Here is a 16,763-nt window from a genome sequence, read left to right on the forward strand (position 1 = left end):
ATGACCCGAGCCCTAGTTACCGGTGCCGGAATTCGCCTTGGTAGGGCAATGGCCCTTTATCTGGCCGGGCGTGGCTACGACGTGGCGGTCCATTACGCCTCCTCTGAACAAGAGGCATCTAAGGTTGTCGCTGAAATCAGGGCCCTAGGCCGCAATGCGGTAGCTCTGCAGGCCGACCTGTTAGAAGAAGCAAGCGTGGCTGCCCTGCTGCCACGCGCATCCGAGGCGCTGGGCGGACCCATTACCTGCCTGGTCAACAACGCTTCGATATTTGAATACGACAACATCCACACGGTCACCCGGCAAAGCTGGGACCGCCACATGAACAGCAACCTGCGGGCGCCATTCGTTTTGACTCAGGCGATGGCTGAACAGGGTCTGGAACCTGAAACCGATGATGCGGGCGAGCCGCTGGCAACGGGCCTGATCGTAAATATGGTCGACATGCGAGTCCGCAAACTGACGCCCGAATTCATGTCCTACACCGTCGCCAAAATGGGGCTATGGGCGTTGACCCGTACTGCAGCTCAGGCGCTAACCCCGGCGATCCGCGTCAATGCCATCGGACCGGGACCGACGATGCAGGGTCACAGGCAATCCGAAGATCACTTCAAAGCACAGCGCGCCAACACCATTCTGGAACGTGGGTCAAACCCCTCTGACATCACCGCTGCACTTGGGTATTTCCTGGATGCTCATGCGGTCACCGGTCAGATTCTCTGCGTGGATGGCGGACAGCATTTGGGATGGCAGACACCGGATGTTCTGGGCGTGGAATAACGTTTGGTGCTGGAAGTTTTGCACCGCTCTCATTTCTGTTATCAATCCGTTACAAAAATGTCTTTTTTTTCATACACTTGCCATGTGTAGAAATTTTTACTGTTTAAATTCAATAGATTACATATGTGCCTATTTTTTAAGCAAATCAAGGAATCCTTAATGAAACAAGGGAAAATTCAAGCCCCACAAAAGTTATCTGCACAGTTATCCACAGAATACGTGGATTTGTTTTCCCTTGATCTGAAGCGCTCAAGATTGCAGCCATGGTCAAAGAATCACATATTTTGGCCATGACCTCTCAAGACGACACCAACAGCTCTCAGAATGACGCCCAGTCGACAGGATACGCCTGCATCCAGCGATATGCGAAAACGCTCGACAGTTCACCTGGCGTGTACAGGATGCTGGATGCGGACAGCCGAGTTCTTTACGTCGGCAAGGCGCGCAATCTGAAGGCACGGGTGTCGAACTATACAAGACCGGGACACTCTGGCCGGATCGAGCGGATGATTGCGGCCACGGCCTCGATGATGTTCCTGACGACCCGGACCGAGACCGAGGCGCTGCTGCTTGAACAGAACCTGATCAAGCAGCTCAAACCGAAATACAACGTGCTGCTGCGCGACGACAAAAGCTTTCCCAATATTCTGGTGGCAAAGGACCATGTCTTTCCACAGATCAAAAAGCATCGGGGAGCAAAAAAGGAAAAGGGCGCGTATTTCGGCCCCTTCGCCAGCGCGGGTGCCGTGAACCGAACCCTGAACCAGCTGCAAAAGGCCTTCCTGCTGCGCAACTGTTCTGACTCGATGTTCGAAAGCCGCACCCGTCCCTGCCTGCTCTATCAGATCAAGCGGTGTTCTGGGCCTTGTGTCGGGTTGATCTCGGATCAGGATTACCGTGAAAGCGTCAAGGATGCGGAAAGATTCCTGTCAGGCCGGTCGACCAAAGTGCAAGAGGAGCTGGCCGAACAGATGATGGCCGCGTCTGAGGCGATGGAGTTTGAACGCGCCGCTGGCCTACGCGATCGCATCCGGGCGCTGACGCAGGTGCAGACCTCGCAAGGCATTAACCCGCGCGGTGTGGCCGAGGCGGATGTGATCGGCCTGTATATGGACAGTGGGCAGGCTTGCGTTCAGGTGTTCTTCATCCGCGCCAACCAGAACTGGGGCAACAAGGACTTCTATCCCCGCGTCGGGGCAGATGTGTCAGCCGCCGAGGTGATGGAGGCGTTTCTGGGTCAGTTCTATGACAACAAGGAACCACCCCGTCAGTTGATCCTGTCAGATGCCATTGAAAACGCCGATCTGATGCAAGAGGCGCTGACCGAAAAAGCCGGTCGCAAGGTAGAAATCCTTGTGCCCCAGCGTGGTGAGAAACAAGAACTTGTCGCAGGGGCCATACGCAACGCGCGTGAATCCCTGGCCCGGCGGATGTCGGAAAGTGCCACCCAGGCCAAACTGTTGCGCGGGATCGCCGAGGCATTTGATCTGGATGCCCCGCCAAACCGGATCGAAGTCTACGACAACTCCCATATTCAAGGAACAAATGCCGTGGGCGGCATGATCGTGGCCGGCCCCGAAGGTTTCATGAAAAATGCCTATCGCAAGTTCAACATTCGTGGAGATGACCTGACCCCCGGTGACGACTTTGGCATGATGAAAGAGGTGCTGACCCGCCGCTTTACCCGCCTGCAAAAAGAAGATCCCGACCGTGACAAGGGAATGTGGCCCGATCTGCTGCTGATTGACGGTGGCGCCGGGCAAGTGAGTGCCGTCCATGAGATTATGGCGCAGCACGGGGTCGAGGAGATCCCCATGATAGGTGTCGCCAAAGGCGTTGACCGCGACCATGGTAAGGAAGAATTTCACCGCACCGGCCAAAGGCCCTTTGCGCTGAAACGCAACGACCCGGTGCTCTATTTCATTCAGCGCCTAAGAGACGAGGCCCACCGGTTTGCCATCGGCACCCATCGAGCCAAGCGTGCCAAGGCCGTGGGAGCCACACCGCTGGATGAAATCCCCGGCGTGGGGGCCGCGCGCAAACGTGCCCTGTTGGCTCATTTCGGCAGCGCCAAGGCAGTTGGCCGGGCCAACCTAGCCGATCTGAAAGCGGTCGAGGGGATTTCGGCCGGCTTGGCGCAAAAGGTCTATGATTTCTTCCACGACAAGGGCTAGGCCCGCCGCCCGCGCCACAGGATGTACAGCCCCGAGGCCACAATCAGCGCGCTGCCGATCCACATGGTCTGGTCTAGTTGCTCGCCGAACAGGAACACGCCCAGACCGATACCGAACAGCAGACGCGTATAGCGGAACGGCGTCACGGCCGAGACCTCTCCGATCCGCATCGCCTTCATAAGCGAGGCATAGGCCATCACACCCATAAGCACCGCACCGGTCAGAAACAGACCGTTGTACAGATCGAGCGGGACGATTGGCACGTCCTCCCACAGGCGATAGGCCAAACCGGCAACGATGATGCTGAGGAAGCCGTAAAAGCCCAAAACCTCAGTCCCCAGTGTCGCCGGGGCTGCGCGGCTGGCCAGATCGCGACCGGCAAAGCCCAACATTCCCAGCACCGCCAGAATGGACAGCGCCGAAAAGCTGTCTCCGGTCGGTTGCAGGATGACTACAACGCCAATCAGACCGATCAGAATCGCGCTCCACCGTCGCCAGCCAACTGTCTCGCCAAAGATCAGCGCAGCGCCAGCGACCACGACCAACGGAGTGGCCTGCAAAATCACAGTAGCTGAAGACAAAGGCGTCAACACAATGGCTAAGACATAGAATAACCGTCCGAATACCTCGAAGAGCACGCGCACTTTCATCGGGCGCGACAGGACATCCGGCTGAAACAGTTGCGTGCCGCGCGCCAGTGCAACCGCCGCAAAGACCAGCGCCCCACCCACCCCGAACAGAACCATCACCTGCCAGATCGGTACGACACCCGAAGCCGCTTTCAACAGCGCGTCTTCCAGCGCAAACCCCGCCATTGCGGCGATCATCCACAGGCTGCCGGTCAGATTTGACCGGGCATCGGTTTGTATATGAGCTGTCATGAGGTGCCTTCTGTCCCGGATACGTGCGGTGAACCTGACCGCAAAAAGAACAAACTCCAAGGGGCATGGACGCACCACGCCCTGCCTGCGGCGCTTTGACCAAGTTCATGGGACAAGTACGGTTTTTTGACTGTCTATCTTTTCTGTTGGATTTTAGCGATGTAGGGTCCGCTGCATGAAGTGGAACCTACCCAATATTCTGACCGTCCTGCGTCTGCTGGCAGCCCCGGGGCTGGCCGTGATGTTTTTGTATTTCACCCGGCCCTATGCCGACTGGTTCGCGTTGATCCTGTTCCTGACAGCCGCCTTAACCGACTGGTTCGATGGCTATCTGGCACGAGCGTGGAAGCAGGAAACAAAAATTGGCGCCATGCTGGACCCGATTGCCGACAAGGCGATGGTGGTGATCGCGCTGATGATCTTGGTCGGGTATTCGGCCGAACACTGGACGCCGTGGCTGGTCCTGCCTGCCACTGTGATCCTGTTCCGAGAGGTCTTTGTGTCAGGCCTGCGCGAATATCTGGGTGATACGGCTGGAACGCTGAAAGTTACCAAACTTGCCAAATGGAAAACCACGGCTCAGATGGTGGCGATAGCCGTCTTGTTTTCACAGGGCATCTTCGAGCATTACTTTGTGATGGCCAGCTTCGGCATGGACCCAACGCTGATCGACCAGATTCTGACCGGGCAGGAAGACGACCTGAACGGCCTGCGCTGGCATCTTGAAGGGATGTTCTGGTCCAGTCGGATCGGCCTGTGGCTGCTGTGGATCGCAGCAGCGCTGACATTGATCACCGGCTGTGACTACCTACGTAAAGCCATGCCACACCTGAAGGAGAACTAAGGGATGGATGTGCTGTATTTCGCATGGGTCCGCGAACGGATTGGCCTGCCGAAAGAACGGGTTGAAACCGAGGCCGCCACCGTATCCGATCTGGTCGCAGAACTTAGCGCGCGCGAGGATCGCTATGCAGCGGCCTTTGCGGATCTGTCGGCCTTACGTGTTGCGCTGGATCAGGAGCTGTCGGATTTTGACGCCCCGTTGGCGGGCGTTCGTGAGGTTGCCTTTTTCCCACCAATGACAGGTGGCTGAGGTCATGCGCATCGTGGTGCAGGAAGACCCGTTTGACCTAGGTACCGAGGCAAATGACTTTGCGGCGGGCGATGCTGCAAATGGCGCAATCGTGACCTTTACCGGTGTTGTGCGTGATCTGGCCACGGGCGATTTGGACGTGATGGAGATTGAGCATTATCCGGGCATGACGGAACGGGCCTTGACCCAGATTGCGCAAGAAGCAATAGACCGCTGGTCGCTGGGCAATGTGCTGGTGATCCATCGGCATGGCAGGCTCGCTCCGGGGGATCGGATCATGATGGTGGCCACTGCCGCACCGCATCGTAAGGATGCGTTCGAGGCGGCCGAATATCTGATGGACTACCTAAAATCCCGCGCCCCCTTCTGGAAGAAAGAAATCACCACCGCTGGTGCGGTGTGGGTTTCGGCCAAGGACGAAGACGAAGATGCGCTGACCCGGTGGTAAACACGGGTCCCTGGATATAAGCCTTTGCACCATGCTGTTCGTATTCGGCGCTCACATGCTTATCATCGCTTGCTGCATATTTGGATCCGCCAATACTATGCTGGATAAAGGTGTTGGTTTCAGGCAGCCGCTCAGCTTCGGTCAACTCTAGAACCGTAAGCAAAACATCCCGCATGTGGGCAAAGATGTTGAGACAATCTTCCTCCGCCGAAGCCGCAAAAGAAATGACTATCGACAGGAAAGCGGTAATTAGCTCTGTCAGAATGCCGGTTCCAATTAGATAGTCGTTGAACGGATTTTTGACATCGTAGAAGCCCCTAAAGGTTAGAGTTTCCCATTCGATTTCAACCTTAAGTACAGACGGAAGATGCCGACTGGAACTTGACGGCATATCACCTCAGCTGCGTGGACCCAGCAAGCACCAAAACCAGCTTGTTTTGAAGTTCTGGATTACCTGACGTTGCACAAGGCCCTTATCCGCAAACAAGGAATCGTGTTCACGGGATCGATGCGCATGTCCTAGCCTGAATAAAGAAGCACGTTCTCGGGGCTCTTTGGCGCACCCGGCAAAGCACCGGCCAATAAATTCGGTCACTTTTCGGAGGGGTCACTTTCTGCATAGTCTCTCAGTACTTGAATGTCCGAGAGCAGGGCATGTGTCCGGTCAATTTTAACGCCAAACGGCTTTAGCCGGGAAAAAGCGCGGCTCAGGCTTTCGGGCTTCATGCCCAGCCGCCCGGCAATCAACATCTTGTCATAGGGCAGCTCGACAACGCAGTCCCCCATCTCGGCTTCGCAGAGAGTCAGAAGAAATTCTGCCACCCGCTGTGCGCCGGTCTGGGCCTTAAGCTGCTCAAGCTGGGCGACCAGAGAATGCAGATGGGTAAAGGTAGCTGCCAGAATTGACACCCCAATTTCCGGGTCCTCTCGCATAAGGGACAAAAGGACCGGACTTGGAATGTGCATGATCTCACAGGCCGAAACTGCCTCGGCCGAAACCGGATAGGGAACGTTACGCAAGGCGACCGCTTCGCCAAAGCTTTCGCCGCGGGTGAAAACGCTGACAACTGCTTCGGCACCGGTAGGGGACATGCGAAACAGCTTTACCCAGCCCGACAGAACCACATGAATGGCCTGGGCTTTTTCTTCCTGTAGAAAAATCGTCTCTCCGCGATCATATTTCCGCCAGATCGCGTGACTTAACAGCGTGTCGATATGATGCTCGGGAAAGCTCTTGAGCAATAGTGACTGCTTGGCGATCGCTTTAAGTGCCTCATGCGCCACGAAGCTTTCCCCTCTTTTCTAGTTGCGTACCCGATCAGTACGTCCGTCCTCTTAAGGCTATGCCAAACCTTCGGCTTCCAAGCCAGCCTTTCCTTTCTGCGGCTTGACATTTGTCATGTTGCGTAGCGGGCCCGGCACATAGTCTTGCTGGAAAGCCAGTATTCCCGGGAGTGTTCGAGATGGACTACGAGCGTTTTTTCAGCCAAAGCCTTGAGCATCTGCGCGACGAAGGCAACTACCGCATCTTCATTGATCTACAGCGCCGCTGTGGCGCGTTCCCGAATGCACGCCAGACGGACGGCGCTTTACAGCGCGACGTACGAATTTGGTGTTCCAACGACTATCTGGGAATGGGCCAGCATCCTGATGTAGTCGGGGCAATACACAAGGCACTCGACCGTTGCGGCGCGGGCGCAGGGGGCACACGCAATATCTCGGGCACGACACATGACCACGTTTTGCTGGAACAGGAACTGGCCGACCTCCACGGGAAAGAAGCCGCCCTTCTGTTCACCTCTGGCTATGTGTCGAACTGGGCGGCACTCGGGACGCTGGCTGCGAAGATCCCAGGTCTGATCGTATTCTCGGACGCTTTGAACCATGCCTCCATGATTGAAGGCATCCGCCATTCGCGGGCACAAAAAGTGATCTGGAAGCACAATGATCTGGCGGACCTCGAGGCAAAGCTGGCCGCAGCCGATCCAGATGCGCCCAAGATGATCGCCTTCGAATCTGTCTATTCGATGGATGGGGATATCGCTCCGATCAAAGAGATTTGCGACCTGGCGGATAGATATGGTGCGATGACCTATCTGGACGAGGTCCACGCCGTTGGCCTTTATGGCTCGCGCGGTGGTGGCATCGCCGAACGCGAAGGGTTGATGGATCGCCTGACTGTCATCGAAGGGACGCTGGGCAAGGCCTTCGGCGTGGTTGGCGGTTACATCGCGGCATCCGCTGCCTTGTGTGACTTTGTCCGCAGCTTTGCCAGCGGGTTCATATTTACCACCGCCCTCCCGCCCGCAATAGCAGCAGGCGCTGCCGCCTCGATCCGACACCTCAAGCAATCCAATACCGAGCGCGATCTGCAGAAAACCCGCGTTGCGCAGGTGCGCGCCAAACTGGACGCCGAAGGCATCCCGCATTTGCCCAATCCCAGCCACATCATCCCGGTGATGGTAGGTGACCCGGTGAAATGCAAATTCATCTCGGATACGCTGCTGGAAGAATTCGGGATCTATATTCAGCCGATCAACTATCCGACCGTTCCCAAAGGCACCGAACGCCTGAGAATTACCCCCTCTCCGGTTCATACGAACGAAGATATCGACCATCTGGTCGGTGCCTTATCGGCCCTGTGGCAACGGTGTCAGATCGCGCGAATGCCGATGGCCGCACAATAACTGAGGCGTCCCTGCGCTTGGAGAACTGCCGCCCCACGGGGGCGGCTTTTTTCATGTCAAAACAGTGAGAGGCCGAAGATCACCATCGCAAATCCGGTCAGTACATTGGTGAAACCGCTAAGCCAGGCCGGGCTGTGCGTCAGGTCCAGATATCGTGCAAGGATAATGCGGGCTTTGGACAGGGCCAGGATCAAAATGCCTGCGCTCAACACCGGTGAGGACAGGGGGAGTATCGTCAGCAGGGCCGAAGCGGTGCTCAGAACCAACAGGCTGAGCCATGCGCGGGTGAGCGGGTTTGAGAGCATCCAGCGGGAGCTTTTTGGATCCGATGAGGTTTGGGTCATGTCCGTCATCCCAACAGGTAGATCACGGGGAACAGCATGATCCAGACGAGATCGACCATGTGCCAAAACTGGGCGCCGGCCTCGATGTTGCGGGGATTGTCCCGCCAGGCGACCAGCAGCAGGATAACAACCCCAGCCAACACATGTGCCGCGTGGAAGCCGGTGAGCAGATAGTAGAACAGGAAGAACGGATGGGTCTCGTAGGTAATTCCTTGTGCAGCCTTGTCCGCGTATTCCATGCCTTTGATAATCAGGAATACAACGCCCAGCGCGGCAGCTGCGATTAACGCCAGGCGGGCAGCAGTCCGACGCGCAATCTGCCGCCAATGCAAGGCTTGCGCGGCCAGATAGCCGGAGGTGACCAGAACCGCAGTGTTCAGCGCGGCTCCGGTGCGGTGCAGATGCGATTGCGCCTCGGCAAAGCCCGCCGGATCGGTCAGGCGCACGCCCATGAAAGCGATCAGGCCCGCACCAAAGACCAGCAGCTCCGAAATGATCAGAACCCACATCAGTAATTCGCCGGGCAACTCGTCGATAAGGGACGCGTCGCTCATGCGCCGACCAGTTGGCGGTAGATTTGCGGCAGCGCCATAGTCAGGCGATGCGGGTCCGGGATGACGGCAAAGCCGCCCTGCCCGAACATCCGCGGGAACCAGCTTTTACCTGTCTTGTCGATGGTGACGCCAAAGACCGATTGCCCGGCTCGGCGCGCCTCGCGCACGGCCATGTGGGTGTCTTCGATTCCGTGGCGGCCTTCGTAGTGGTCAAGATCATTGGGTTTGCCATCGGTGATCGCCAGTAACAACCGGCGCTTACGCGTTTGGGTGGCCAGATCGGCCGAGCAATGGCGGATCGCGGCACCCAGCCTTGTATAGTGCCCCGGGCGTAACGATGCGATGCGCTGTTCAACCTGGCTGCCCATCACCTCATCAAACCGTTTGCAGCGTTGCACATAGACCCGCTGTCGTTTCAGTGAACTGAAGGCGTGAATGGCGAAATCATCACCACAGGCGTTCAGGCCCCAGGCCAGCGCTGCCAGCGCCTCGCGTTCGATGTCGATCACGGCGCGTCCAGTCACGGCACTTTCGGTCGAGCGGCTGACATCCAGCAGGATAGAAACCGCCAGATCGCGTGCCTCGGGGCGGGATTGTTGCCAGATGCGTTCGGTACCTTCACCGTTGGCACAGCGGTCAACCTGCGCCCGAACGGCGGCCTCGATATCCAGCTGATCGCCGTCCAGATGGCCTCGGGTCATCACGCGGCCCGGGCGCAGCGCTTCGAACTGGCGTTTGACGGCGCGGATACGGCGGGCGGTGGCGGGGTCTTTTCCAAACTCGGCGGCATCCTCACGAGTATCGGCGTCCGAGGTTAGAACGTTGACGTGATCGGGCAGGTATTGCCCGGTGCGCACGTCCCATTCCGGATAGAGAATACGGCCCGACAGACGTTCGCGATTCACATCCTCGGGTGCCAGGTCCAGATGCAATTTCAGCTTGGTCGGCGGCGCCTTGGAAATCTGGCCCAAACCGATCTCATCCTGATCATCGGCGGCCTTTTTGGCATTGTCGGGATCATCGTCATCAATGCGACGGTTGATGTTCAGAAACTCGGCCCAGCTGAGGATCGCTTCGAATTTATGAAGGATGAAACTGTCACTGCGTTCAGCCTGGTCGGATTTGCGCCGCCGGGCACGGTGGGTTTTCTCACCCGATTCCTCGGGCGGGCCTTCAGTATCGGGGTTTTCGACATCGTTATGCTCTGAAAAACCAACAGCGCGCAATTCCGGCCACAGAGGGACAGGGCGGAAAGATTGATATCCGCGTGGGGCAGTCAAGTCATCGTCAAATGACATGAATTGCCTGGCCTTCGGGGATAAAGGCGCGGGGTCGCCCAGCCGATGGCGGATCAGTTCTTCAACCGCTGTTTCCACAGGCGGGAGGCCGGATTTGTTGCGTTCATGCAGAACACCTTTGCAAAGCTCGGTGTAAAGCGGTCGCAAGCCGGGGGCGTTGTCCAAGGTTGCATTAACCATGGTTTGTGCAGCGCTCAGCGCGTGCAGATCGGCGCGCAACGGATCACCTTCGACGATCCGGGTTCCCGCATGGGCCGCTGCGGCGGCCAGCCAAACATACAGCGCTCCGTTCGCCTCGCGCGCGGGAAACACCGCCAGACGGTCCGGGAGGCGCAGCACTTCGCCATCGAACGAAGCGCGCGGCATCAGTTCAACTTCGGTACCCAACCGACGGCGCCAGCTTAGGCGATGGTGTGAAACCTCGGGCGAGACCGGGCGCAATTCAACGCCCGGGCTGCCCCCAAGCCCGCGAAAAAGGACTGCCAGCCGCCCCGCGACCTCAGAAAGGTCGACCGCGGCTCCAACATGCACCTGGGGTGCATCGAGACGGCTGGCAAGGGAGTGCCACAGTTTCCCGATCGTTTCTTCGGGTTCCCATGGCTCAAAATCGATCCTGACCATCGGCCGGCCTCACCCAAAGACAGCCGTGACAAGATCGAGGAGCCCGCGTTTGATGTCCTCGTCATCTGTCAGAGGTTCGATCATGGCGGCAAGGATCGCGCGGTCGGTGGACATGCCCTGCGCGATCAGCGTGGCGGCATAGACGACCAGACGGGTGGAAACGCCCTCTTCAAGATCCTGCCCCCTGAGCCCGCGCAGTTTACCTGCCAAGCGGATCAGCGGCTTGCAGCGTTCCAGCGCCAGCCCGCTTTCCTTAGCGACGACCTTTGCCTCCATCTCGGGCGACGGAAAGTCGAACTCCAGTGAGATGAACCGCTGCCGGGTCGAGGGTTTCAGGGTTTTCAGGATATTCTGATATCCCGGGTTATATGAGGCGACCAGCATGAAACCGGGCGCGGCCACAAGCTCCTCACCGGTGCGGTCGATCGGCAGGATGCGCCTGTCGTCAGTCAGCGGGTGCAGCACGACGGTCACGTCCTTGCGCGCCTCGACCACTTCATCCAGATAGCAGATCGCGCCTTCGCGCACCGCGCGGGTCAGGGGGCCATCGACCCAGATCGTTTCCCCGCCTTTCAGCAGGTAGCGCCCGATCAGGTCCGCAGCGGCAAGGTCATCGTGACAGGCCACCGTGTAAAGCGGGCGGCCAAGGCTGGCGGCCATATGCGCCACAAACCGGGTCTTGCCGCAACCTGTCGGGCCTTTCAGCAGGACCGGCAGGTTGTTGGTATAGGCAGCAGCGAACACGTCACATTCATCACCCTGTGGCAGGTAGAAGGGGGCGTCAGCCGCCCCCGTTCTCAGTTTCATGGAGCCATCCATATCCATCACTCCGCTGGGGTTTCGGCCGCGCCGGCTTCAATGATCTCTTTCCGGGGAACCCAGATCGAGTAGATGAACAGCAGCGCACCCAAGACCACGACGATGCCAGAGCCAAGGCGCATCCAATAGAAGATCGCGACCTGATCCTGCACATCCATGAAGTAGTCTCCGACCACCCGCTGCATGTGCGTCTGCACTGTTCCAGCAAAGGTCAGCACAAAGGTCATGAAAACCATACCGCTGGACATCAGCCAGAAGCTGCCCATGTTCAGAACCTGATTATAAGGATCGCGGTTCTTCAGGATCGGCATTGCATAGCTGAAGATTGCCAGGTTGAGGCAGACATACGCTCCATAGAACGCCAGGTGTCCGTGAGCCGCAGTGATCTGCGTACCGTGGGTATAGTAGTTCACCCCATGCAGCGTGTGCAGGAAGCCCCAGACACCGGCACCGAAAAAGGCCAATGTGGCACAGCCCAGCGACCACAGCAGCGCCGCTTTGTTCGGGTGGTCCCGACGGCCCTTCCAGACCATCACAAAGGCAAAGGCCATCATCGCAAAGAAGGGGATCACTTCGAGGCTTGAGAAGATCGAGCCGATCCACTGCCAGTACCCTGGTGTGCCTATCCAATAGTAGTGGTGACCTGTACCAAGGATACCCGAAAACAACGCGGCGGCGACAATGACATAGAGCCATTTCTCGACAACCTCACGGTCTACCCCGGTCAGCTTCAGCATCAGATAGGCCAGGATCGAGGCCATGATCAGTTCCCAGACACCTTCGACCCACAGGTGGACAACATACCACCAGTATTGCTTGTCCAAGGACAAGTTGCCCGGGTTGTAGAAGGCAAACAGGAACAGCAGCGCCAGACCCCAAAGACCCAGCAACAAGATGTTGGTGATCGCGGTCTTCTTGCCCTTCAGAACGGTCATCGACACGTTGTACAGGAAGATCAGTGCGGCCACGACGATGCCGGCCTTGACCCATTTGGGTTGCTCTAGGAACTCGCGCCCTTCTTTACCCAGCAGCCAGTTTCCTTCAAACAGGTTGAACGTATAGGTCAAGACCACGCCCAGTGTACCGACCACCAGAATGATCAGCTGCAGATAGGCCAGCATGGGCGAATGGATCTCACGCTCGGCCTCTTCCGGGATCAGAAAATAGGCCGCACCAAAGAACCCGAGGATCAGCCACACGATCAGCGAGTTGGTGTGCAGCATCCGCACGATGTTGAACGGCAAAAGCTCGCTCAGGAAATTGGGTGATACATAGATAAAGCCGGCCAGAAGGCCGCCTAGAACCTGTATCGCGAACAGGGCCATTGCCACCGCAAAGTAGGCATAGGCGATTTTTTGGGATTCGTATTTCATTGCTCCGTTCCCTTCTCAGCCCGCCTCGTTGGGCGGCCAGTCCTGAGCGTCGATATTGTCCGTCCAGATCAAAAAGTTGGTCAGATCACGGATGTCTTCGTCGCTGAGGTTGAAATTGGGCATCTGACGACGACCGGGAATGTCTGTCGGCTGCGCCTCCATCCAGCCTTTGAGGGCTTCAAAGGCCGATTCCGGGTCGTCCAGCACGCCCCAACGTGTCATCACATTGCCAACCTCGGGTGCAAAGTATGCACCTTCGCCAAGGATGGTATGACAGTTGATGCAGGCGTGTTTTTCCCAGACGTGCTTGCCCCTGATCACACTTTCATCGAGCTTTGCTGCGTTCTCAGAGTTCACGATATACCAGTGAGAATGGGCCGACAGAGCCAGAAAGATGAGGATAAAGAACAGTGACCCGCCATAGAATATATTGCGTGCCATGCTCTTGGTCATGACTTCTCGCATTGCGCTCTCCTTTGCGCAGATTAGCTAGTCTGGCTAAAATGACGGGATGGGCACGGTATATCCTTAACGAAAGTCAAGACTTGCAAAAGGAAATCAAATCACGCTGACCGTTGCACCTTGGGACCCGTCAGCGCGGGCCACATCGCGATCAGGAAAAGCGCAAATGCGCTGACCCACAACCCGTCCGACAGCAGCATCGCAACCATGTAACCTGCATTCAGATCTGCCCCAATCCACCGCGACAGGGCCGCCACCGCCATCAGACCATAGGCCACCGCCATTGGGCCGGGTGCCACCAGCGCGCGACCACTGTGGCCAAGCGCGGCGCGGCTCATGACCGCTAGGGTCATGCCGCCGACGCATCCGATGCCCAGGATGTGTAGGGCTGCGATCTCGTTTCCGAAACCCAGCACTGACAGCCCCCAGAGGATCAGTCCCAGCGCCAGCATTGCAAGCCCAAGATACAGTGCCAATAGGATCGGCTCCCGCGCAGCCCAGCCCGCGCGCCAGCGGGCCATGCGCGAAACCTGCGCCACCCCTAGAACCAGCGCCATCGATCCAGCCACAGCACCTGACCCCAGCACCAGAACGATTGGTGGCAGGGTCAGGGCAACCGCCATCGCTGATTTGTCCAGAATTGGCACAGATATTGGCCAGTTCGCCTCGGGAACGCCCGCGCGTCTCATGGCGTTTCGGGTAAAGGCCGGGGTGATCCGTCCGCCAAGAATGGCAATCATCGCGCAGAGCGCCAGCAACCCCGCGCGCAGCCCGGTATGCAATGTGTCATCTGTTATCCCCGTCCATTCAAGATGCGTGAACAGATCAGCAATCCAGATAAAGCTGAGCAACAGCAGAAAGAGCATGTTCTGAGGTTTCGGCCTCCGGATGAGCTGGGTTGCAATCTTGGCCGCCAGAATCGGTACAAAGGCCAGGTCGACCACCGCCACAAGCGCCGCAGGCAGCATCCCCGAAAACCACATCGCCATCCGACCAGCCAACCACAATCCGGCGGCCAACGTTATGAACTGCGCACGCGCATCTGGTGCGCCGGTCCAATTTGGCACCGCGGTCAGAAAGAACCCGCCCAGCGCGGCTGTTGCATAGCCGAAGATCATCTCATGCGCGTGCCACATGGGCGGGGCCATGCCATAATCCGGCACTGCATATGGCACCGTCAGCCACAGCCCCCAAACCACTCCGACAAAGAGGCCATAGAGGCCGGCGGACAGAAAGAATACACGAAACCCTTCACCAAACACGCGGGTGATGATTGCGGGCATGGCTGCTCTCCTTGGTGTTTTCCAAGCCCTAGCAAGCCGCCCGGCTGCGCGACTTAACAAAAATCAAACCGGCCGAAAAAGTGTGCCAAAGATACAGATTTTCCCAGCCGGAAAATTGACGTTTTTCCCTGCCCGCCACCTGAATTGCGCGACTGGTGTTGACTTTCGTCAAGGAGCACCCTTGCGCGATGCCCCACGCTTGGACCGCCTCACCAGCAAATGGAGAGTGATCATGTCACTTGGAATCAGCTATACCAAAACGGGCCGCGTCTTCGGGGTCGGTTTGGCGATGTTGCTGGGCAGTGTCGCTGCACCAGCTTTCGCCGAAGAGCCAACTTTGAACGAAGAAGCGTTTGAAGCGTCCAAACAACTTTACTTTGAACAATGCGCGGGGTGCCACGGTGTCTTGCGTAAAGGCGCCACTGGCAAGAACCTTGAACCGCATTGGAAGAAAACCGCAGCTGACGGCGCCGTGACCGAAGGCGGTACACTTGCGCTTGGGCAAGAGCGGCTTGAGAAGATCATCGCCTGGGGCACCGAAGGCGGGATGAACAACTTCTCGGACATCATGTCCGAGCAGGAAATCAAAGACATGGCGACTTACATCATGATGGAGCCGCCCAAACCACCTGAAATGTCGCTGGACCAGATGATGGCGACCCGCAAGATATATGTTGAAGAAGAGGACTACCCAACCGAGCCGATGCATGGCCGCAACTGGGAAAACTTCTTTGTTGTTATCGAGCGCGACGTCGGCAAAGTCGCTGTTATCGATGGCGACACCAAAGAGGTGCTGACACATATTCCGACTGGCTATGCGGTGCACGTTCTGAAAGCATCCGAACACCATTCGCTGGAAGAGCCGGAACAGCCCGGTCGCTTCTGGTACACCATGGGCCGCGACGGCAAGATGACCAAGATCGACCTCTGGCAGACGCCGGACAAGATGTTGGTTTCCGAAGTCAAGATTGCCTATGACGCCCGCGACGTTGCTGTTTCCGGCGATGGCAAATACGTCATCGGTGGGGGCTATTGGCCGCCGCACTTTGCAATCGTTGACGCCCAAACGATGGAGCCGGTCAAGGTTGTATCGACCCGCGGCGTGAACGTGGACGGGGACTATGTGGAAGAGGCTCGCGTGGCCGCTATCTACACAACTCCGAATGAGCCGACCTGGATCGTTGCCGTCAAAGAGCTGGGGCAACTGTGGCAAGTAGATTATACTGATCTAGACAATCTGCGGATCGACAAGATCGACAGCGCCAAATTCCTGCATGACGGATTCTTCGATCCGACGGGCCGGTATTTCCAGATCGCTGCAAACGCATCGAACAAGATGGTGGTTGTAGATACCGAGACCCACAAGCTTGAGGCGATGATCGACACGGCCGCGTTGCCGCATCCCGGTCCGGGCGCAAACTGGATTGACCCGAATTGCGGGCCGGTAGCTGGCACAACCCACCTCGGGGTTGGCACCGTGACGGTCTGGGGCAACGACCCCGAAAACCGACCCGATGACGCCTGGAAGATCTGCTACGAAGTGGAAACAGACGGCCCGGGCCTGTTCGTCCGTACGCATCCGGAATCGGACTATATTTGGGCTGACCAGACCAAACACCCGGAACCGGAAGTGCAGCAATCTGTGCAGGTCATCTCGAAAGAGACCGGCGAGATCGTGAAAACCATCCAGATCACCGAAGACGAAGGCAGCGCCGCTGTTCACTTTGAATTCAACGCGGATGGAACCGAGGTCTGGGTGTCCAAGTGGAACCTGTCGGATTCAAAAGAACCCAACGGTCAGATCGTGATCTTTGACGCCAAGACTTTGGAAGAGATCGGTCGCATCGAAGGGCTGTACGCCCCGACCGGCAAGTTCAACGTCTACAACCGGTCGAACCACGTCACCTGACGGGTTTCGATCAACTCGGAGCAGGGCGGGCCCCTCG

16 protein-coding genes are annotated in these 16,763 nt (G+C 57.6%); 7 read left to right on the top strand and 9 right to left on the bottom strand.

Translation table 11 applies throughout. The features are described 5' to 3' along the window. Both AC2FIC_RS12095 and uvrC read left to right on the top strand, forming a co-directional pair. The gene (locus AC2FIC_RS12095; protein ID WP_496691864.1) at positions 1-780 is read left to right on the top strand and encodes an SDR family oxidoreductase; all 780 of its coding nucleotides are present in this window, start codon (positions 1-3) and stop codon (positions 778-780) included. 290 nt (positions 781-1,070) lie between these two features. After that, positions 1,071-2,954 carry an excinuclease ABC subunit UvrC gene (gene uvrC, locus AC2FIC_RS12100; protein ID WP_281972609.1) on the top strand — a complete coding sequence of 628 codons (1,884 nt, stop codon included), beginning with the start codon at positions 1,071-1,073 and terminating at the stop codon, positions 2,952-2,954. Here the strand turns inward: uvrC and AC2FIC_RS12105 are convergent. After that, a complete protein-coding gene (locus AC2FIC_RS12105) occupies positions 2,951-3,835 on the bottom strand; it encodes a DMT family transporter (RefSeq protein ID WP_496691865.1) in 885 nt (294 codons plus the stop codon). The genes uvrC and AC2FIC_RS12105 overlap by 4 nt on opposite strands. 175 nt (positions 3,836-4,010) lie before the next feature. On the opposite strand from AC2FIC_RS12105, the gene pgsA reads away from it, so the two are divergent. The 3 genes from pgsA to AC2FIC_RS12120 are packed head-to-tail and all read left to right on the top strand — an operon-like array spanning position 4,011 to position 5,376. Beyond that, complete coding sequence (gene pgsA / locus AC2FIC_RS12110) at positions 4,011-4,679, top strand: CDP-diacylglycerol--glycerol-3-phosphate 3-phosphatidyltransferase (RefSeq protein WP_496691866.1); 669 nt, start codon at positions 4,011-4,013, stop codon at positions 4,677-4,679. A 3-nt stretch (positions 4,680-4,682) separates the two neighbouring features. Further along, a complete protein-coding gene (gene moaD / locus AC2FIC_RS12115; RefSeq protein ID WP_142635267.1) occupies positions 4,683-4,928 on the top strand; it encodes a molybdopterin converting factor subunit 1 in 246 nt (81 codons plus the stop codon). A 4-nt stretch (positions 4,929-4,932) separates the two neighbouring features. Beyond that, positions 4,933-5,376, top strand: a complete 444-nt coding sequence (locus AC2FIC_RS12120; protein WP_282021673.1) for a molybdenum cofactor biosynthesis protein MoaE — start codon at positions 4,933-4,935, stop codon at positions 5,374-5,376. Positions 5,377-5,967: 591 nt separating this feature from the next. Here the strand turns inward: AC2FIC_RS12120 and AC2FIC_RS12125 are convergent. After that, positions 5,968-6,660, bottom strand: a complete 693-nt coding sequence (locus AC2FIC_RS12125; RefSeq protein ID WP_142635263.1) for a Crp/Fnr family transcriptional regulator — start codon at positions 6,658-6,660, stop codon at positions 5,968-5,970. A 179-nt stretch (positions 6,661-6,839) separates the two neighbouring features. On the opposite strand from AC2FIC_RS12125, the gene hemA reads away from it, so the two are divergent. Then, the gene (gene hemA / locus AC2FIC_RS12130; RefSeq protein ID WP_496691867.1) at positions 6,840-8,063 is read left to right on the top strand and encodes a 5-aminolevulinate synthase; all 1,224 of its coding nucleotides are present in this window, start codon (positions 6,840-6,842) and stop codon (positions 8,061-8,063) included. 56 nt (positions 8,064-8,119) lie between these two features. On the opposite strand, the gene AC2FIC_RS12135 is transcribed toward hemA, so the two are convergent. From AC2FIC_RS12135 to AC2FIC_RS12165, 7 genes are all read right to left on the bottom strand, one after another. Beyond that, positions 8,120-8,407, bottom strand: coding sequence for a cytochrome C oxidase subunit IV family protein (locus AC2FIC_RS12135; RefSeq protein WP_496691868.1), 288 nt, complete (start codon positions 8,405-8,407; stop codon positions 8,120-8,122). A gap of 5 nt (positions 8,408-8,412) precedes the next feature. Then, positions 8,413-8,961: a cytochrome c oxidase subunit 3 gene (locus tag AC2FIC_RS12140; RefSeq protein ID WP_142635259.1), complete on the bottom strand. Its 549-nt coding sequence runs from the start codon at positions 8,959-8,961 to the stop codon at positions 8,413-8,415. Beyond that, positions 8,958-10,880 carry a nitric oxide reductase activation protein NorD gene (locus tag AC2FIC_RS12145; protein WP_496691869.1) on the bottom strand — a complete coding sequence of 641 codons (1,923 nt, stop codon included), beginning with the start codon at positions 10,878-10,880 and terminating at the stop codon, positions 8,958-8,960. The genes AC2FIC_RS12140 and AC2FIC_RS12145 overlap by 4 nt, the downstream gene beginning before the upstream one ends. A gap of 9 nt (positions 10,881-10,889) precedes the next feature. After that, entirely contained in the window at positions 10,890-11,699 is an 810-nt protein-coding gene (locus tag AC2FIC_RS12150) for a CbbQ/NirQ/NorQ/GpvN family protein (protein WP_416383916.1), read from the bottom strand. Between the two features lie 5 nt (positions 11,700-11,704). After that, the gene (locus AC2FIC_RS12155; RefSeq protein ID WP_496676741.1) at positions 11,705-13,072 is read right to left on the bottom strand and encodes a cbb3-type cytochrome c oxidase subunit I; all 1,368 of its coding nucleotides are present in this window, start codon (positions 13,070-13,072) and stop codon (positions 11,705-11,707) included. 15 nt (positions 13,073-13,087) lie between these two features. Further along, entirely contained in the window at positions 13,088-13,537 is a 450-nt protein-coding gene (locus tag AC2FIC_RS12160; protein WP_142635251.1) for a c-type cytochrome, read from the bottom strand. A 98-nt stretch (positions 13,538-13,635) separates the two neighbouring features. After that, positions 13,636-14,817, bottom strand: a complete 1,182-nt coding sequence (locus AC2FIC_RS12165) for an NnrS family protein (protein WP_496691870.1) — start codon at positions 14,815-14,817, stop codon at positions 13,636-13,638. Positions 14,818-15,049: 232 nt separating this feature from the next. Here AC2FIC_RS12165 and AC2FIC_RS12170 point away from each other — a divergent pair, with 232 nt between their 5' ends. After that, a complete protein-coding gene (locus tag AC2FIC_RS12170; RefSeq protein WP_496691871.1) occupies positions 15,050-16,726 on the top strand; it encodes a cytochrome D1 domain-containing protein in 1,677 nt (558 codons plus the stop codon). Positions 16,727-16,763 lie beyond the last annotated feature (37 nt).

The sequence above is a fragment of the Ruegeria sp. CDSC079 genome, from assembly GCF_059610505.1.

Excerpts from the sequence above, each read along its gene's own strand:
- moaD (WP_142635267.1), top strand. The coding sequence starts at position 4,683 with ATGGATGTGCTGTATTTCGCATGGGTCCGCGAACGGATTGGCCTGCCG.
- AC2FIC_RS12165 (WP_496691870.1), bottom strand. The coding sequence starts at position 14,817 with ATGCCCGCAATCATCACCCGCGTGTTTGGTGAAGGGTTTCGTGTATTC.
- uvrC (WP_281972609.1), top strand. The coding sequence starts at position 1,071 with ATGACCTCTCAAGACGACACCAACAGCTCTCAGAATGACGCCCAGTCG.
- AC2FIC_RS12105 (WP_496691865.1), bottom strand. The coding sequence starts at position 3,835 with ATGACAGCTCATATACAAACCGATGCCCGGTCAAATCTGACCGGCAGC.
- AC2FIC_RS12135 (WP_496691868.1), bottom strand. The coding sequence starts at position 8,407 with ATGACCCAAACCTCATCGGATCCAAAAAGCTCCCGCTGGATGCTCTCA.
- AC2FIC_RS12140 (WP_142635259.1), bottom strand. The coding sequence starts at position 8,961 with ATGAGCGACGCGTCCCTTATCGACGAGTTGCCCGGCGAATTACTGATG.
- AC2FIC_RS12150 (WP_416383916.1), bottom strand. The coding sequence starts at position 11,699 with ATGGATGGCTCCATGAAACTGAGAACGGGGGCGGCTGACGCCCCCTTC.
- AC2FIC_RS12145 (WP_496691869.1), bottom strand. The coding sequence starts at position 10,880 with ATGGTCAGGATCGATTTTGAGCCATGGGAACCCGAAGAAACGATCGGG.
- AC2FIC_RS12155 (WP_496676741.1), bottom strand. The coding sequence starts at position 13,072 with ATGAAATACGAATCCCAAAAAATCGCCTATGCCTACTTTGCGGTGGCA.
- hemA (WP_496691867.1), top strand. The coding sequence starts at position 6,840 with ATGGACTACGAGCGTTTTTTCAGCCAAAGCCTTGAGCATCTGCGCGAC.
- pgsA (WP_496691866.1), top strand. The coding sequence starts at position 4,011 with ATGAAGTGGAACCTACCCAATATTCTGACCGTCCTGCGTCTGCTGGCA.
- AC2FIC_RS12120 (WP_282021673.1), top strand. The coding sequence starts at position 4,933 with ATGCGCATCGTGGTGCAGGAAGACCCGTTTGACCTAGGTACCGAGGCA.
- AC2FIC_RS12160 (WP_142635251.1), bottom strand. The coding sequence starts at position 13,537 with ATGCGAGAAGTCATGACCAAGAGCATGGCACGCAATATATTCTATGGC.
- AC2FIC_RS12095 (WP_496691864.1), top strand. The coding sequence starts at position 1 with ATGACCCGAGCCCTAGTTACCGGTGCCGGAATTCGCCTTGGTAGGGCA.
- AC2FIC_RS12170 (WP_496691871.1), top strand. The coding sequence starts at position 15,050 with ATGTCACTTGGAATCAGCTATACCAAAACGGGCCGCGTCTTCGGGGTC.